This window comes from Cognatishimia activa (assembly GCF_026016445.1).
Taxonomy (GTDB): Bacteria; Pseudomonadota; Alphaproteobacteria; order Rhodobacterales; family Rhodobacteraceae; genus Cognatishimia; species Cognatishimia activa_B.
Genome location: NZ_CP096147.1, coordinates 2,966,961 through 2,982,469 on the forward strand (window position 1 = coordinate 2,966,961; position 15,509 = coordinate 2,982,469).

Genomic DNA, 15,509 nt, shown 5'->3' on the forward strand with positions numbered 1-15,509 from the left:
TGAGGCGCTCAAGAGCCACCAATTCCAAGCCAAGTCGGTTACGAATAGATATCAATTGGCGTCCCGTCTTTCACCATTGCGTAGATATCTTCAATCTCTCGGTCCGTAACGGCAATGCACCCGGCCGTCCAGTCGCGCTTGTTTGTCGGATCAATTCCAGGGCGTGGCCCCCCATGGATGAAAATATCTCCACCAGGGGAACGGCCCTGCGCCTTGGCGTATGCGGTGTCGGCATCATTTGGGTAAGATATCCCGATTGAAAGATGGAAAAGGCTGTCGGGATTGCGACGGTCAATAATGTAAGAGCCTTCCGGAGTTCGCCCATCTCCTTCGAACTGCTTGTGACCTTCCGGGGCGAAACCTAGACCCATCGAGAACGTGCGCAAAACACCATGTGCTCCGTCGAGGACGATCATGCGCTGACCCTTGTAGACGCGCAGCCGGGCCACTTCTGGCCCCCTGTAATTGCGGAACTTGCTCGCGCACCCGGAGAAAAAGGTAGCCACGACTCCTAGCAGGATCGTGCGACGTGGGACTTGAAAATTCACTGCTCAATGCCTCTCTGCTGAGGTCTCATTTGACAAAGACACTAACGAGGGTTGTCAGCGCCTTCAATTGCTGTTGCGAGCGAATCTAAGCCTATCCATCCGCAAAGCGGACATTCGTCGCTTTGCAGAAACGAGGTGGATGGGCTCTTTCCGGTCATTCGCCGCGAAGGCCATGAACAGCCGGTTTGGGCCACTTGCGGACAAAGTTAAAACGGGCGGGAAGCGGACTTTCATCTTAGCATGCAGGAAGCTCTACTTCGGAAAAATATCTGATTTAGGGCTTATCTGAAGGCGTTTATTATAAACGACTTGTTTTTCCATTCACTTGATCAAGATTTTGAGCTGCCTAATGGTGATGATGTGGATCATTCCCTGATGCAATTTCTAGGTGATGTGCTTGATGATGGGCTCCGATGGTCATTATACCAAAGAAACCAAGCGCAACGACGCGAGCGAGATCCTCGTCTGTTTGGACTTCAACACGCATGATCGCACCATCATTTGAAGGCTGTGAAGTAACCAGCCAACCGGACGCAGCTTGCAACATAGGTGCATGGGCTAAAGTCATGCGCTGTACGGCTTGCTCGACGTCTCCAGCTCCGAAGACAGTGAATTCGACTGAATTGCCCTCAACCTGAATGGCTACGGACGCCTCAGTTGTAACAAGTTCCATGTCGCGTAGATGTTCTCGGAGCGCCTGTACGTCTATCGTTTCCCAATCCGTCTTTGGGTCATTTGAAAGGATTTCAACGATCTCTGAAATCGCTGCGAATGCCGACTGGCCTGTCTCGACGGGATGGTTTGGTGTTTCATGGACATGTTGAGCAAAGACAGGGTTAGCAAACATGGCAACGATGACGGGGATGGAATATTTGATCATGAGGTATCCGCTCTTGCAGTAATATCTGCGCGCTTGATACAAGCTCGCCACCACATCACTTATGATTGAAATCATATGCTACCAGCGCCATTCAATTCTTTAGATGAGCAAGAGCTGTCAGTTTCGCACCTTTCCAAGGGTGATCATGTGTTTAGGCAAGGCGATCCAACAAAGGGATTGTTCTTCGTCATTTCCGGTGAAGTCTGTTTGACGCGCGTAACAGAGGCCGGAAACCACGTGACCATCTTCAATGCATGTGCAGATGACACGTTTGCCGAGGCGTCAATCTACTCTGAAACGTACCACTGCGATGCGGTTTGCTTGTCATCTTCGGAGATCGTTCAGATTTCAAAGAAAGCCATTCGAAATCGACAGCGGAAAGATGCTGCCTTCTCTGAGGCACTAACAAAACGAATGGCATTGCAAGTACAGAGCTATCGCCAACTCCTGACGTTTAACGCAGTAAAATCAGCGCAAGATCGGGTTTATCTGGCGGTCGCGTCGGGAATGCTAAGCGGCTCAGTTACCCAATTTGCCAGTCAAATCGGGCTAACGAAAGAGGCCTGCTATCGTGCCCTGCGAGATTTGACCAGCCAGGCTATGCTGATCAAAACGGGTCGAGGCAGATACATACCTTCGCGTCGAAACGATGATCACAAATATTAGGAAATTAGCCGAGAATACCTGGCCAATTATTCAAACCAGCCGCGATGTTTCCGGGAATGTCTTGCCGCCATAGTTCTTGCGCGCGAAGGTTGGCGTTGAGATAGAGCTTCCCCTCATGGATCGTCCATGCTTCAGGGATCGTCGGTGCCAGATAACCGCGAGAAGCAGCAAAAGCGCAATAGCCACCAAACACCGGAGCGTAGGTTTCAGGATCAGCTTTGAATTTGGATGCGTTGCGTCGGCTCGCGAAATGCCACTCAGCGCCGTTCCACGTCACTTTGTGGTCGGCCGAACCTGGCACTGGTTTTTCTTGCTCAAAATATGCAACTGGATCCGTGGCATTGATCGCCACAGGATTTTGAAAAACTTTGGGTTCTTGAGCCATCGCCATGGTCGGAAGCAGGGTAAGCGCAGTAGGTGTCGCGGCCAGAAGACCGAGCGTATTTCGGCGTGTCAGCATTTTAAGTTCTCCACAAGTTCAAAACGATAATAGGCGCAAAAGGTATTGTGTTGTGTATTTATTCCAACCCCGCAGCTGCCCACTCAACTTAGGGCAATTTGATATGTGAGTGTTCTTGGCTCAACTTAACCACCAAGAAGTGGACGGTGAGGAAGACAACAAAGAATCCTGCGAGAAGATCGTCAAAGTCCTCTAGCGTGACGCGCACAAACAGTCTTCCGCTGAGGAGAAAATCAGGATCGTCCTGGATGACTTACGGGGTGCTGCCCCATTAACTTTTCCGAGATCAATGACGGTCTCGCCAGTAAGCTATTGCCAGCGTTGCAACGGTAAAGCCGCCCAGTACTATCGCTGTCCAAGTCGCCGTTTGAGCGTCCCCATTCATGGCTTGGCTGCCCAAATGAGCTAGGAGAAAGCTCGCTGGAAGTATTCCTGCAAGAGTCGCAACCGAGAAACGCCAGAAATGCAAGTTACTGAGCCCTGCGGCATAGCTGATCATGTCAAAGGACAAGAATGGTAGTAGCCGACTGCCAAAGACCAGAAGCGTCAGAGTGTTTTGTGATCCCAGAAATCCTGATTCAATTTTTCGACCTATATGCTTTTCCACAAAAGCGCGCCCCAATTTTCGCGCAATTACAAATGCAGCCAAGGCCCCTAATTCTGCCCCGACAATAACCAGTAATGTTCCGAAAAAATGTCCGTAAGCTGCGCCCGCTGCTAACGCAATTGGGGCAGAGGGAATGGGGCTGGCAACGATTGCTATCGCTATCAATGCAACAATAAGCATCGGCCCCCAAAAGCCCGCACTGTCCACCCACTTCTCTATGTCCATTCCACTTGGCATCGAAACGTTCAAGTTTCGCCAAATTGAATTTGTCGCTAAGATGACAGCCAGTAGCGCCAATAAGAATAACGTAACTCTCAATGGTTCGTGCCTCACAAGTGCGGTGAAAGGTGACTACGGGTAACCTTGGGCGTAGCATCGAACATGCAGCTTCCACCTGATGGAAGGTCAAGGAGAGAGTTTACTTAACTGAAAATTAAGGTTTTCGACTCGGCGACTTTCAATCTCGAGACCAATGGGGACATGGTGCAAGGGAACCCAAAATACATCTTTACCAAGATGGCTTGAATATGTCGTCGTCTTTGGCAATTGGCATAGATTTCGTTACATTCTGAGACAAATCGATGGAAGCGCTTTGGGAAAGGCTCGTGTATTCGGAGGCAATGAAGGCAAAACCAAATATACTCATCGTTGATGATCATCCTGAGATACGTAACTCTGTTGCGCGCTACTTAACTCGGAATGGAATGTCAGTTCGAACCGCGGAAGATGCCGTCGAGATGGATCGACAAATTGGAGCCTCAGAACCTGATCTGATCATCCTTGATGTAATGATGCCAGGGGAAAACGGGCTTTCCGCCTGCGCGCGCTTACACGAAAGCAACGATATACCCGTTCTCCTTCTAACTGCATTGGATGGGGAAAACGACATACTTTCAGGTTTCCAAAAAGGTGCTGACGACTACATGTCAAAGCCCTTCAACCCTCCCGAACTCTTGGCGCGTATTCAGGCAATTCTCCGTCGCGCGCAGTCACCAAACCGTTCCGAAAACGCTTCCAATAAAATAAAGCTTGCGGGTAAGAAACTTCGGTTCGGAGGTGTCACTTACGACGTAGATGCTCGGGTTGTTGAACGACAAGATGGAAGAATGGAAGTTTTAACATCTGGCGAGGCCAACTTATTAAGTGTCCTAATCCATCATGCGAGGGAAACTCTAAGTCGCGAGGATTTATTGATGATGTCAGCGGGGCGAGTACCTGGTCCCTTTGACAGAACAATCGATAATCAAGTCAGCCGTCTCCGCAAGAAACTTGAACCGGATGTGCTAAGACCGCGCTTGATTTCAACAGTGCGTAATGGGGGGTACACGTTATCTTGCGACGTGGATGTTCTGCCGTGAACCCATTCAATTTTTCACTTAGAACCCAATTGGTGCTGCTGGTTGGAGCGGCGTTCATTGCTGGCCAAACATTGAGCGTTATATTGTTTACCGATGAACGGTCTCTTGCCGTGCAGGCTGCATTGGGTGCTGAGGCGGCGAGTCGTGCGGCAAACGTTGCAAGATTGATCGAAAGCGCACCGCGCGAACTTCATGATCAAATTGTGCAAGCCGCAAGTTCGCCTTTGGTACGATTCGAGATTAATCCCAATGCTACAGTTTCGGACGGTGAACACCATTCGGATGCCAGAGTGTCCGGCCGCATTCGCGCTCTAATGGGGGATAGTTTTAGTCGCGCCATTCGAGTCGAAGTACATGAAATTGAAGGAACGGTTTTACCCGTCCCAAACCTGACGCCTGATATGGCCGAATTGCATGCGAATATGATGCAAGGAACTTTGGCCGCGGTAGAATTGGAAATCTCAATAGCGTTGTCAGGTGGCGACTGGCTGAATGTAGGAACCAGATTTGAACGCCCTCCTTGGCAGGTTTCATCTGCCTCTCTCCTTTCGTTGCTTCTGTCGGCAGGTTTTGGTGCTGTTGCCGTGTTCTGGTATGTCATTGCGCGTTTAACCCGTCCACTGGTGGCGTTGACCAACGCTACGGATGCTTTGGGGAGAGGGGAGCAATTAGAACCGCTTGTTCCGGCCGGACCACCTGAGGTCAAGGCGTTGGCAACTTCGTTCAATACAATGCAGGACCGTTTGAAACGATTTATTTCGGATCGAACGATGATGCTAGCCGCTTTGGCACATGATCTTCGGTCGCCGCTTACGGCCATGCGCGTTCAGTCGGAAATGGTGGAGGACGAGGAAACTCGGGCAAGTGTAAGCAGATCTCTGGACGAGATGTCAGATATGGTGGAGGCCACGCTATCTTATGCGCGAGGCGTCGGTACGGACGAATCTGTGCAAAGCGTGTTGCTTGCCGATCTGTTTGAGCGGGCATGTGCAGATGTGAACCTGCAATCATGCGGCATGACTATTTCTGTGCGTCCAACTTCAATGACGCGCGCGCTGCGTAACGTCGTAGAAAACGCGCAGCGGTATGGGGGAGGGGCAAGTGTGACATGGCTGGCCAAAGATGAAAACTTGGAACTCTTCGTCGACGATTCTGGCCCCGGGATTCCTGAGGAAAAAATCCTAGATGTCTTTGAACCATACGTGCGCCTCGAACAAAGTCGCTCCAGAGGCACCGGTGGAACCGGACTGGGTTTATCTATTGCCAGAAGTGTCATCTTGGCCCATGGAGGGCAGCTTGAGCTGCAAAACCGTCCAGAGGGCGGATTACGTGCATGGATAGTTCTGCCAAATGTAATCAGAAGCAAAACCGTGCCTGAGTTAGACTTCGATACAAAATGATACACTACTTCCCTGCGACTGAATGTTAGAGAAATACGAGCAGTGAATTGAGGGCAGGAATGGTAAGCCGAGGCAACAAGTTTTCTCGTAGATGGTTTCTTTCGCTGGCGACTACCATTGTCGCCGCACCTGCGATTGTGAAGGCCGAAGCGCCAAGTGCTGGCAACGTTCGACGCAACACGTCGTCATTTGCTCTACATAACTGGCAAGATCACTTTGATAGTCTTGGAAACGGCATTTTGTTGTCGGATACAAACCGTCGCACGCTTCAACACTGGACAGCCGACGGTGAAATGAGAGTGTATCCAACTTCAGTGCCATTGACCGATGAACTTACGCGGCGCGGGTATACTGAGGTCGTGGAGAAGCGCGAAAATCCGAGGTGGCGACCAACACCATCCATGCGCGAGCGTAACCCTGAATGGCCGCCCGTTATCGAAGGGGGGGATCCAATGAACCCATTGGGCACCCGCGCGCTCTATTTGTCTTGGACCTACTATCGAATTCACGGAACTCAAGACACACGTAAAATCGGCCGCCGCTCATCAAATGGGTGCATCGGATTGTTCAATGAGCAAATCGAAGAAGTCTATGATAGAACTCCAATAGGTACGAAAGTTAAACTGATCTGATGAGCAAAGCAGGAATTTTTATTGGCATCGTCATTGTGGGGTCGCTTGGAGCGTTTGGGTTTAAATTGATGAACCCACCTGCGCCGGTAGGGCATTCAATGGAGCAGCCAGATTTGGGCACGATCAAGGAGGGCGAGCAAATTGTGCAAGTAGCTCTTCCTTCGGCTCTATCTGACGATGCTGAACTTGGGAAGCGCTTCTTTGAAGCTAAATGCGCTGCGTGTCACGGTGCCAACGCAGCAGGAAAAAAAGGTACAGCACCTCCATTGGTTCACAAGATTTACGAGCCATCGCACCACTCTGACGTTTCGTTTGTTCTTGCCGCTCAAAATGGTGTGCGTGCGCATCACTGGAAATTTGGGAACATGCCTAAGATCGAAGGGATCACTAAAGGCGAAGTTATGCTAGTGACCAAATACGTCCGTGAACTGCAACGTGCGAATGGAATAAACTAGACGTGACCGCTGCATTTTCACCCATAAGACTTTTTGCGGTTCTAATCGTCGCAGGCATCATCCTGATGTTTTTTTCAAGCGATGTTCAAGCACATGGAGTTTTGGAGGCCGATTCATACATTGAGTATTCCTCGGATCAGTTGGGTGAAGCAGCACATTGTCATGGCGCAGCCGAATGCGTTGTGACAGTATTTCTCGAAACTGTTTCGAACCGGAATGCGGCTAAAAAACTAAAATCACAATACATCTTAGTAACGAAAAGCACCTTAATCGGACTGAATTCGGGGCGCGAACCGCCAATCCCAATTATCTTTTTTTGATTGACAAAAAAAAGATAAGGAGATGGTGAAAATGATGAAATCTACAAAATTTGGTCTTGCTCTTGCAGCGACCTTGACCGCGAGCTTGGCACTGGCGCACGGCGGTGCGACCGGCATAGTGAAAGAACGCATGGACGGTATGGTTGCAATGCAAAAGGCAGTGAAAACTGTCACTCCAATCATGCGTGGCCAGGTCGATTATGATGCGGAAGCTGCGCGCGCGTTCGCTACGTCAGTCGTAGCGCATTCAGGTGAAGCGATGACGGAACTGTTCCCTGAGGGCAGCGGCGGTAAACCTTCTGAAGCGAAGGACCAAGTTTGGTCTGATTGGGAAGGTTTTGAAAAATTGGCGATGGATCTCGAAATTCTGGGTCAAGCGCTGTTCGAAGCAGCGGACAACGGCTTGTCTCACCAAGGTGGCTCCGGTGGGAATGGTTCTATGATGGGCGGCGGCACCATGATGAGTGGGCAATCGGCCATGGGCGGAATGATGGGCCAATCCGACATGAATATGATGGACCTTGAGATGCTCGTATCAATGCCCGCTGGCGCACTTTTTACGCGGATCAGCCAGACATGTTCTGCCTGCCATACAAAGTACCGGGCGGAGTCAAACTGACATGCGCCGCTTAGTATTGGGTACTGGAGCGATTGCCATGGCTGTGGCAATTGGTTTTACAGTCCTGACGGGTTGGCCCATCGGAGCGATGCCCTCGTCTGAACTTTATAATTTAACGGGCGACGTGAGCCGAGGAGCCTACCTTGCGCGCGCGTCCGGTTGTATCGCTTGTCACACCAATGCTGAAGGTGGTTCACCGCTGGCTGGTGGTGTTGAACTCAACACCCCTTTTGGGACGCTCTTTTCACCAAACCTAACAACCGACAAAGAACATGGTATTGGTGATTGGAATGTCGAGCAATTTGCTGTCGCAGTTCGCCAAGGGATTTCACCCGAAGGTCAGCCTTACTATCCTGCCTTTACCTATCCATTTTATGCCGACTTCACCGATCAAGATATCGTGGATTTATGGTCAGCATTTCAAACAGTTCCGCCCGTTGATGCACCGTCACGGCAACCAGAAATGGCCTTCCCGTTCAACCAACGGGCTGCTTTGAAATTATGGCGCGGTCTCTATCAGTTCGATCCACAAACTGAGCCGGTAGAGGGTAAAAGCGATGCCTGGAACAGAGGGCGCTGGCTGGTTGAAGGCGCCACTCACTGCGCAGCATGTCATACGACACGCAACCTTTTGGGTGGACGGAAAATCGATACGGCCAAATTTGCCGGATCCGACATGCTTCCTGGAGGTGGCAAAGCACCGCCAATCGATACCGATACGCTTGCTGAGCGAGGCTGGGATGCCGGCAGTTTGGCCTATGCATTGCAAACCGGCATCACCCCGTCAGGTGACGCTTTTGGGAATGCGATGGGTGAGGTTGTTCTGTTTGGAACCCAGTTTCTATCAACCGACGATCTCGCTGCGATGGCGGAATACCTAATGGATCTACCCAATTGAAAGGCTTATTAACATGCGATTGACGCGGCGACAGGCAGTAGGTGGCATGGCGGCCACCGCATTTTTGCCAACGTTACCTGCTCGCGCTGCCGGACCGCAAACCTTGACCGCTCAGGTTTCGGATATGCAGTTACTGCCAGATGAATACGGACGTACGACAATTTGGGGATATGACGGAACCATGCCGGGACCTGAAATCCGAGTTTCAAAAGGTGGCCGTGTTCAGAGAGAATTCATAAACCAGTTACCTCAAGCGACTTCAATTCATTGGCACGGCGTCCGTATTGATAACCAAATGGATGGCGTCAGCGGTTTGACGCAATCCGCGATCGCTCCAAACGAACGCTTTGTCTATGACTTCAAAGTACCAGATGCTGGCACCTACTGGTTCCACGCGCACAATCGCTCTGTCGAACAGGTGGCAAGGGGGCTTTATGGTGCTTTGATTGTCGAAGAAACCACACCTCCAGATATCGATCAGGAAGACGTACTTATCTTGGACGATTGGCTGGTCGATACTGCGACTGGGCAGATTGATAACGATTTCGACGCGATGCATGATCGAAGTCACGCAGGGAGAAACGGTAATTTTATCGCGACAAACGGCGTCGGTGGATTCAGCAAATCGGCCAAACAGAATGAACGACGGCGGCTTAGAATTATCAATGCAGCCAATGCTCGCATTTTTGAGCTTCGCCTTGATGGGATGGAAGGGTGGGTCCTTGCCTTGGACGGCATGCCTCTCAATAAGCCGGAACCATTTGGCGATTATCTTCTTTTGGGGCCCGGACAACGTGCAGATGTGTTTGTTGATATCACCGCTGAGACCGGTGAGGTGGCCCATCTTGTCTCGATGATTGATGATCGTGCGTTTGCCCAAGTTAGGTTCAATGTTACGGGCGAGGCCAGTAAAACCCGGCGATCAATACCTGCACCACTTGAAAGCAATTCAACTCCGAATGTCGCTTTACAGGATGCCATCCAACTTGATCTAACAATGGAGGGCGGTGCGATGGGCAGATTGCGATCTGCGTCGCTGGATGGCAAACGCGAGAGCTTTCGAAGTCTGATTTCAAAGGGCCAATTCTGGGCATTTAATGGGGCAGTGGGACGGATGGAGAACGGTCCGCTTGCTCAGCTCGAACGTGGCGAACACGTCAGATTGAAAATTCGGAACGATACGGTTTTCCCACATGCAATGCACTTGCATGGAATGCATTTCCAGGAAGTTTCTGAGAGTGGTCAACTCGGACCGTTCAGAGACACGACTTTGGTATTCGGAAATCAAACTCGAGAAATTGCGTTTGTCGCTGACAATCCAGGGAAGTGGTTGCTGCACTGTCATATGCTGTCTCATGCCGCTTCCGGTATGACGACACAAATAGAGGTGGTTTAATGAGGTTACTTGTCGCCGTCACGGGGGGCATCGCTGCAGTGTCAACCGCAGCGCTGTGGTTTGGAGTAGGTTCTTCCAACGCCGCGCCAACAAGTGGCAAAAAAGCGGATACCGTTGCAGGCAAACAAATATATGTGGACTACTGCGCCGCTTGCCATGGAGCGAAACTCGAGGGGCAAGAAAACTGGCGCAGCCCAGGTCCAGATGGCAAATTGCCAGCCCCGCCGCATGACGAGACAGGTCATACTTGGCACCACGCAGACCAAGTTCTCTTTGACTATACGAAACTAGGCGGTGCCGAATTAATGGCAACGCGAGGTATTGAATTTGCAAGTGGTATGCCCGGTTTTAGTGACCAACTATCGGATGAAGAAATCAACAATGTTTTGGCCTTCATAAAATCCACATGGCCTGACCGAATCCAAAAGATACAGGCCGAAAGAACGCAGGCCCAGGGAGATTAACCAAGTCATGCAATTAAAACGTCTTGCACCGCTCGCAATTTGCGCTGCTGCCCTTTTTCCACTTTCGCTTGCGGCTGACACGCTTTCCGAAGATCGGGTTAAAGCTTTGGTTTATGAAGCCATATTGGAGAACCCAGAAATCATTATGGAAGCGGTGCGATTGCTGGAGGAGCGCCAGCTCCAAGAGCAACAATCGGCCGCCGCCGCTATCTTGCAATCGGAACGATTTAAACTAGAGCAAGACCCGAATGCGATTGTGCTTGGCAATCCAGAAGGTGACGTCACAGTCGTTGAATTCTTCGATTACAATTGCCCCTATTGTCGCCGTGCAATGCCAGAGGTTGACTCTCTCATAGAGCGAGACCCAAATGTGCGTCTGGTCTATCGTGAATGGCCAATTTTGGGAGAGGGTAGCGTCTTTGCTGCCCGCGCCGCGCTCGCCGCACGCAAGCAGGGAAAGTATGAAGAATTCCACATTGCAATGATGGGAATGAAAGGTCGCGCAGAAGAAACAACGGTCCTGCGTATTGCTCGCGATGTCGGCCTTGATGTTGACCAATTGAGACGAGATATGGAGTCGCCTGAGGTTGAAGAACACATTCAAACTTCAATGGAGCTTTCCAACGCGCTCGGATTTAGCGGAACCCCATCCTTTGTTATTGGAGAGGCATTGATCCCGGGTTTCGTTGAGGCCGATGTTTTGATCCAGCAGGTCGAAGCTGTGCGCGATAGCGAAAACTGACTAATGCGCTGGTCGCGGCGCGCTTTTCTGGGAGCGGGAATAACAACGTTGTCTGCTGGGCGTCTGCTCGCAACAGCAGGCAGGCGCGATTACTTATTACGGCCTGAACCTGTCGTCGCCCATGTCGGCGGAGTCGAGCAAAATTTTCTGGGTTTCAATCGCGCATGGCCTGGCCCTGAATTGCGCGCGCGACAAGGAGATGGTTTGCATATCCGCGTCGAGAACGGATTGCAGGATGGCGTATCGGTACATTGGCACGGGCTTCGCCTGCCCAACAGGATGGACGGAGTAAATGTTCTGACACAGGACGTGATCCCGCCCAGTGGCGCCTTGGACTATAGGTTTAAAGTGCTGGATGCCGGAACGTTTTGGTGCCATTGGCGAAGTATTCACCCGGCACAACAAGACAGTATGCCCACATCCTGCTCAAAGGTTTGAGCTGCCAGCTTCAGTCCCTCGACGGTCGTCAGGTAGGGGAAAATCATTGCTCCGAGTTCCTGGTATGTCATCCCCGCGCGAATGGCCATCGCGGCTGTCTGAATGCTGTCGGCACCTTCCGGCGCAAGAATATGCGCGCCCAGAAGCCGCTTGGTTGCGCCATCTGCGACAAGTTTGATCAATCCGCGCGTATCTCTTGCAGCCAGGGCACGTGGCACATGCTCAAGAGGCAGAACAGAGGTTTTCACAGTGTGCCCCGCAGCAACGGCTTGCGCCTCCGTCATGCCCACACTGGCAACCTGGGGGTCGCTGAACACGACGGCAGGAATTGCAGAATTGTCGTAAGACAGCGTGTTGCCATTCAGGGCATTCTTGGCCGCTAATTTGGCCCCGTATGCAGCCATATAGACGAATTGGTCGCGCCCGGTGACATCTCCCACCGCATAGACGCCCTCGCGGCTGGTCATGAGTGCTGCATCGACATGGATGCCGCCATTTCCATTGATCCGCACACCAGCCACATCAAGGTTCAGACCCTGCGTATTGGGCACTCGGCCTGTGGCCAAGAGCAATGCCTCGGCGCGAAGGGTTTCTCTGCCTGCGGGGGCAGTAATACTCAGGGCCACTCCATCACCGTCTTGCTCCACGCGTTCGTATTGCAGTTCCGAACGAACGACGTTGCCCTCTGCTTCGAAATACGAGGTCAGAGCGGTGCCGATCTCTGGTTCCGACTCAGGCAAGAGTCCGCGCCGGGAGACGATTGTCACCTTCACACCCGCGCGGGCGAATACCTGGGCCAGTTCCACGCCGATATAGCCGCCACCCATGACGATGAGCGAAGCAGGGAGCGTCTCAAGCTCAAGAATAGACGTGCTGTCATGGAAGGGCACACTTTCCAGACCTGGAATTTCCGGAACATGCGGACGCGATCCGGTAGCGATGATGGTCTTGCGAGCCTGGACGGGGTTGCCCGCAACAGACAACTCGCCATCGTCGGAAAACTGAGCAGCCCCCTCAATGTAGGAGATGGCGTTGTAGTTTGGCAGGACGTCTGTGTATTTGGCCGCTCGCAGTTCTTCGACCAGCGCCTGTTTTTGGTGAACGACCGCAGCCCAGTCGGTTATCCGGGAAGATACTTCTATTCCATCGAACCGTCGCGCTGCTGTTGCGGAATGAATGGCTTCCATAGCCCGGATCATCGTCTTTGAAGGAACACACCCGACATTAACGCAAGTGCCACCAATCATTCCCTCACCGATTAGGGCTACGCGAGCGCCCTGGTCCGCAGCAGTGATCGCCGCGGAAAAACCGGCAGACCCTGCGCCGATTACAGCAAGGTCAAAGGGGGTGCTCGAGTCTGGAGAACAGCAATCGGACATGAGGTTAGCTTTCTGTGGAGCCGCTTTTTGGTGCGGTCGGGGAATTGGAACGGCGAACCAGGGCAAAGATCGTGATGCCGACGAATACAAGAAGCGCTGGGATCAGAACAAAATCTAGAAACCCCAACAACGCGGACAGCCCAACCGCGCCCAGCAACACGCCCAAGACCGGAGTGAAGCAGCAAACAGCGGCAACGAGAGTGCCGACGATGCCAGTGGTCAGCAGCTTGCTGTAGGGTTTGCGCGACAAGACCAGCCCTCAGGAGTCGTTGTTGTTTTCGATCAACTCAGCCGCATAACCGGCATTGGTTGAAGCAAGAGCAATTGCATCGGTCGCAGTCAGCGCGTCATCAAAAACAACACGAGCGGTGCGATCCTCAAGACTTGTCTCAACCGATTGGACGCCCTCGACAGAGGACATGGCCGATTGCACGATGAAGGGACAGCTGGGACAGTTCATTCCCGGCACTGAGAACGTGGCCGTTTGCTCTGCCGCAAACGCGGGTAAAGAAAATGCGGCAAGCACCGCGCTGAGGAATAGGTGTTTCAGTTGCATGGTGTTCCTTTCAAAGTCCAAGCAGGATCGGTGCCACAACGGGTGCGATCCAGTTCCAGAAGAGTGCTATAAGGATTAGGAAGGTCGAGACCCACAGGGCGGATTTCACCAACCGATTGGGAAGTGGGCGCGCGCAAGCCTCTCCTTCGACGCAGGCTTTTGGTTTGCGATAGACCATCCAGTAACCGTAGCCGAGAAATCCAAGCGTGAAGACTATGAAGATTGGCTTGTAGGGTTCCAAGGCCGTCAGATTGCCAACCCAGGCACCAGACACACCCAGGCTGAAAAGGATCAGCGGAACGATGCAGCAGGTGGATGCTCCGATCGCGCCAAGGACACCGCCAAATGCCATTAACCTGGCGGTTGTGCGGTCATCGCTTGCAACATGTTCAACGGTCTCGACCATGAAAATCCTCGTTTCAGCATTCGTTGCTTGATAATCTGGGATCTGTAGTGGCTACAGATGCAAGGAATATTTGATATGTCCGGGATCACGAACACGCGAGCCTATGGCATCGGAGCGATATCGCGGGAAACTGGGGTCAATATAGAAACCATCCGATACTATGAGAAAATTGCCCTGATGCCGGACCCTGGGCGAACCTCTGGTGGCAATCGGCAGTATTCATATGACCATCTCAAACGCTTGTCCTTCATCCGGCACAGCCGAGATCTGGGATTCAGCATCGAGGAAATCAGGGCCTTGCTCAGCATGGTCGATCAGAAGGATGTGAGCTGTGGCGATGTTCATCGCATAACGATGGAGCATTTGGGCACCGTGCGCGCCAAGATCGCCCACCTTCAGGTTCTGGAAAGCGCGCTTCAGGATATGGCTTCCGAGTGTGCTAAGGGCGATGTGCCTGATTGCCCAATCATCGAAAGCCTGTTTGAGATGGGTGTAGTGGAACCAAAGGCATAAGAAGCCGCCAAGCTCTTTCGGGGGCGGGCTCCGATTTTTTGCCCAAATAAATCAAGAGGTCCCGCCGAAAAAAATTGGCGGGGCCATCCTATGTCCCATATTCCGGAATGAGCCGCTCAAGCAGAGCACGCTGTTTTCATTTGCCGTTGCATTTACTGGGCGTGTAAGGGCTATTTAAGCTTACTTTCACCCATCATGTGGTCAGAGTTTTTGCCAGAAACATCCGCTTTAATGGCAGCTTCGATTTCATCCGCTGTAACTGCATTGACGCCATCCGCGTCCAACATTTGGTAGCGATCTACTATCGAAGGCCTTTGCGCTTGTCTGTCCCACGTTTCAAACTCTTCAAGGTCAATTGCACCGTCGCCATTCACATCAAATCGCGACATGATATCCGAGGAAGAAGCGCCATCGGCAAATAGCTGAGCGACCTGCGCCTGGGTTGAAGATCTGTCATGCACCTGGCCCATCATGGACATGTGCATGGTCATAATTGATTGCATCATTTGCATGTGGTCGCCGCCCATTTCTGCTTTGGATCCCATCTCTGCCATATCTGATTGATCCTTGAATTGAGATTTTGCGGTGTCTGCGCCAGCCGCATCGCCGTGGTGATTGGCATCTGCAAAGCTTGCAGGCGCGAACAACATGATGAACGCAATCATAAGGGTAAGCGTTTTCGCACTTTGGCTCATTGAATTCTCCTGACTTTTGGATGCCCTATAGATGGAGAGAGATTAGCGCTGAGCCAAGAAAACAGCGTCAGAATACA

22 protein-coding genes are annotated in these 15,509 nt (G+C 51.8%); 13 read left to right on the forward strand and 9 right to left on the reverse strand.

The features are described 5' to 3' along the window. Positions 1-38: 38 nt before the first annotated feature. Both M0D42_RS14815 and M0D42_RS14820 read right to left on the reverse strand, forming a co-directional pair. A complete protein-coding gene (locus M0D42_RS14815; protein ID WP_265021172.1) occupies positions 39-521 on the reverse strand; it encodes a L,D-transpeptidase family protein in 483 nt (160 codons plus the stop codon). 373 nt (positions 522-894) lie between these two features. Further along, positions 895-1,428, reverse strand: coding sequence for a hypothetical protein (locus tag M0D42_RS14820; protein ID WP_265019378.1), 534 nt, complete (start codon positions 1,426-1,428; stop codon positions 895-897). A 75-nt stretch (positions 1,429-1,503) separates the two neighbouring features. Between M0D42_RS14820 and M0D42_RS14825 the strand changes: the two genes are divergently transcribed. Then, positions 1,504-2,094: a Crp/Fnr family transcriptional regulator gene (locus M0D42_RS14825; RefSeq protein WP_265019379.1), complete on the forward strand. Its 591-nt coding sequence runs from the start codon at positions 1,504-1,506 to the stop codon at positions 2,092-2,094. A gap of 4 nt (positions 2,095-2,098) precedes the next feature. Here the strand turns inward: M0D42_RS14825 and M0D42_RS14830 are convergent, their stop codons facing one another. Both M0D42_RS14830 and M0D42_RS14835 read right to left on the reverse strand, forming a co-directional pair. Beyond that, a complete protein-coding gene (locus M0D42_RS14830) occupies positions 2,099-2,554 on the reverse strand; it encodes a YHS domain-containing (seleno)protein (protein WP_265019380.1) in 456 nt (151 codons plus the stop codon). A gap of 286 nt (positions 2,555-2,840) precedes the next feature. Beyond that, the gene (locus M0D42_RS14835) at positions 2,841-3,440 is read right to left on the reverse strand and encodes a TVP38/TMEM64 family protein (protein ID WP_419195972.1); all 600 of its coding nucleotides are present in this window, start codon (positions 3,438-3,440) and stop codon (positions 2,841-2,843) included. Between the two features lie 341 nt (positions 3,441-3,781). On the opposite strand from M0D42_RS14835, the gene M0D42_RS14840 reads away from it, so the two are divergent. From M0D42_RS14840 to M0D42_RS14890, 11 genes are read left to right on the forward strand one after another with little or no spacing between them, the layout of a single operon-like run. Further along, a complete protein-coding gene (locus M0D42_RS14840; protein WP_265021173.1) occupies positions 3,782-4,519 on the forward strand; it encodes a response regulator in 738 nt (245 codons plus the stop codon). After that, positions 4,516-5,919, forward strand: coding sequence for an ATP-binding protein (locus tag M0D42_RS14845; protein ID WP_265019381.1), 1,404 nt, complete (start codon positions 4,516-4,518; stop codon positions 5,917-5,919). Before M0D42_RS14840 ends, M0D42_RS14845 begins: the two co-directional genes overlap by 4 nt. A 59-nt stretch (positions 5,920-5,978) precedes the next feature. After that, entirely contained in the window at positions 5,979-6,551 is a 573-nt protein-coding gene (locus M0D42_RS14850) for a L,D-transpeptidase (protein WP_265019382.1), read from the forward strand. After that, complete coding sequence (locus tag M0D42_RS14855) at positions 6,551-7,006, forward strand: c-type cytochrome (RefSeq protein WP_265019383.1); 456 nt, start codon at positions 6,551-6,553, stop codon at positions 7,004-7,006. Before M0D42_RS14850 ends, M0D42_RS14855 begins: the two co-directional genes overlap by 1 nt. A gap of 2 nt (positions 7,007-7,008) precedes the next feature. Beyond that, positions 7,009-7,326: a hypothetical protein gene (locus tag M0D42_RS14860; RefSeq protein ID WP_265019384.1), complete on the forward strand. Its 318-nt coding sequence runs from the start codon at positions 7,009-7,011 to the stop codon at positions 7,324-7,326. A 31-nt stretch (positions 7,327-7,357) separates the two neighbouring features. Then, the gene (locus tag M0D42_RS14865; protein WP_330221173.1) at positions 7,358-7,945 is read left to right on the forward strand and encodes a cytochrome c; all 588 of its coding nucleotides are present in this window, start codon (positions 7,358-7,360) and stop codon (positions 7,943-7,945) included. 1 nt (position 7,946) lies between these two features. Beyond that, positions 7,947-8,843 carry a c-type cytochrome gene (locus tag M0D42_RS14870; protein WP_265019385.1) on the forward strand — a complete coding sequence of 299 codons (897 nt, stop codon included), beginning with the start codon at positions 7,947-7,949 and terminating at the stop codon, positions 8,841-8,843. Positions 8,844-8,856: 13 nt separating this feature from the next. Beyond that, positions 8,857-10,239, forward strand: a complete 1,383-nt coding sequence (locus M0D42_RS14875) for a multicopper oxidase family protein (protein WP_419195945.1) — start codon at positions 8,857-8,859, stop codon at positions 10,237-10,239. Further along, entirely contained in the window at positions 10,239-10,703 is a 465-nt protein-coding gene (locus M0D42_RS14880) for a c-type cytochrome (RefSeq protein ID WP_265019386.1), read from the forward strand. The genes M0D42_RS14875 and M0D42_RS14880 overlap by 1 nt, the downstream gene beginning before the upstream one ends. Positions 10,704-10,710: 7 nt before the next feature. Next, entirely contained in the window at positions 10,711-11,445 is a 735-nt protein-coding gene (locus M0D42_RS14885; protein WP_265019387.1) for a DsbA family protein, read from the forward strand. A 3-nt stretch (positions 11,446-11,448) separates the two neighbouring features. Beyond that, positions 11,449-11,883: a multicopper oxidase domain-containing protein gene (locus M0D42_RS14890; protein WP_265019388.1), complete on the forward strand. Its 435-nt coding sequence runs from the start codon at positions 11,449-11,451 to the stop codon at positions 11,881-11,883. Here the strand turns inward: M0D42_RS14890 and merA are convergent. Genes merA through M0D42_RS14910 form a run of 4 tightly spaced genes read right to left on the reverse strand, consistent with a single transcriptional unit; the run spans position 11,835 to position 14,224 of the window. Then, on the reverse strand, positions 11,835-13,262 hold the full coding sequence (merA, locus tag M0D42_RS14895; protein WP_265019389.1) for a mercury(II) reductase: 1,428 nt from the start codon (positions 13,260-13,262) through the stop codon (positions 11,835-11,837). The two genes, M0D42_RS14890 and merA, sit on opposite strands and share 49 nt — an antisense overlap. A gap of 4 nt (positions 13,263-13,266) precedes the next feature. Beyond that, positions 13,267-13,512, reverse strand: a complete 246-nt coding sequence (merF, locus tag M0D42_RS14900) for a mercury resistance system transport protein MerF (RefSeq protein WP_265019390.1) — start codon at positions 13,510-13,512, stop codon at positions 13,267-13,269. A gap of 9 nt (positions 13,513-13,521) precedes the next feature. Continuing rightward, positions 13,522-13,818 carry a cation transporter gene (locus M0D42_RS14905; RefSeq protein ID WP_419195946.1) on the reverse strand — a complete coding sequence of 99 codons (297 nt, stop codon included), beginning with the start codon at positions 13,816-13,818 and terminating at the stop codon, positions 13,522-13,524. Positions 13,819-13,828: 10 nt separating this feature from the next. Next, complete coding sequence (locus M0D42_RS14910; protein WP_265019391.1) at positions 13,829-14,224, reverse strand: mercuric transporter MerT family protein; 396 nt, start codon at positions 14,222-14,224, stop codon at positions 13,829-13,831. A gap of 75 nt (positions 14,225-14,299) precedes the next feature. On the opposite strand from M0D42_RS14910, the gene M0D42_RS14915 reads away from it, so the two are divergent. Beyond that, a complete protein-coding gene (locus tag M0D42_RS14915) occupies positions 14,300-14,737 on the forward strand; it encodes a MerR family transcriptional regulator (RefSeq protein WP_265019392.1) in 438 nt (145 codons plus the stop codon). 170 nt (positions 14,738-14,907) lie between these two features. On the opposite strand, the gene M0D42_RS14920 is transcribed toward M0D42_RS14915, so the two are convergent. Further along, positions 14,908-15,432 carry a hypothetical protein gene (locus M0D42_RS14920; protein WP_265019393.1) on the reverse strand — a complete coding sequence of 175 codons (525 nt, stop codon included), beginning with the start codon at positions 15,430-15,432 and terminating at the stop codon, positions 14,908-14,910. Positions 15,433-15,509 lie beyond the last annotated feature (77 nt).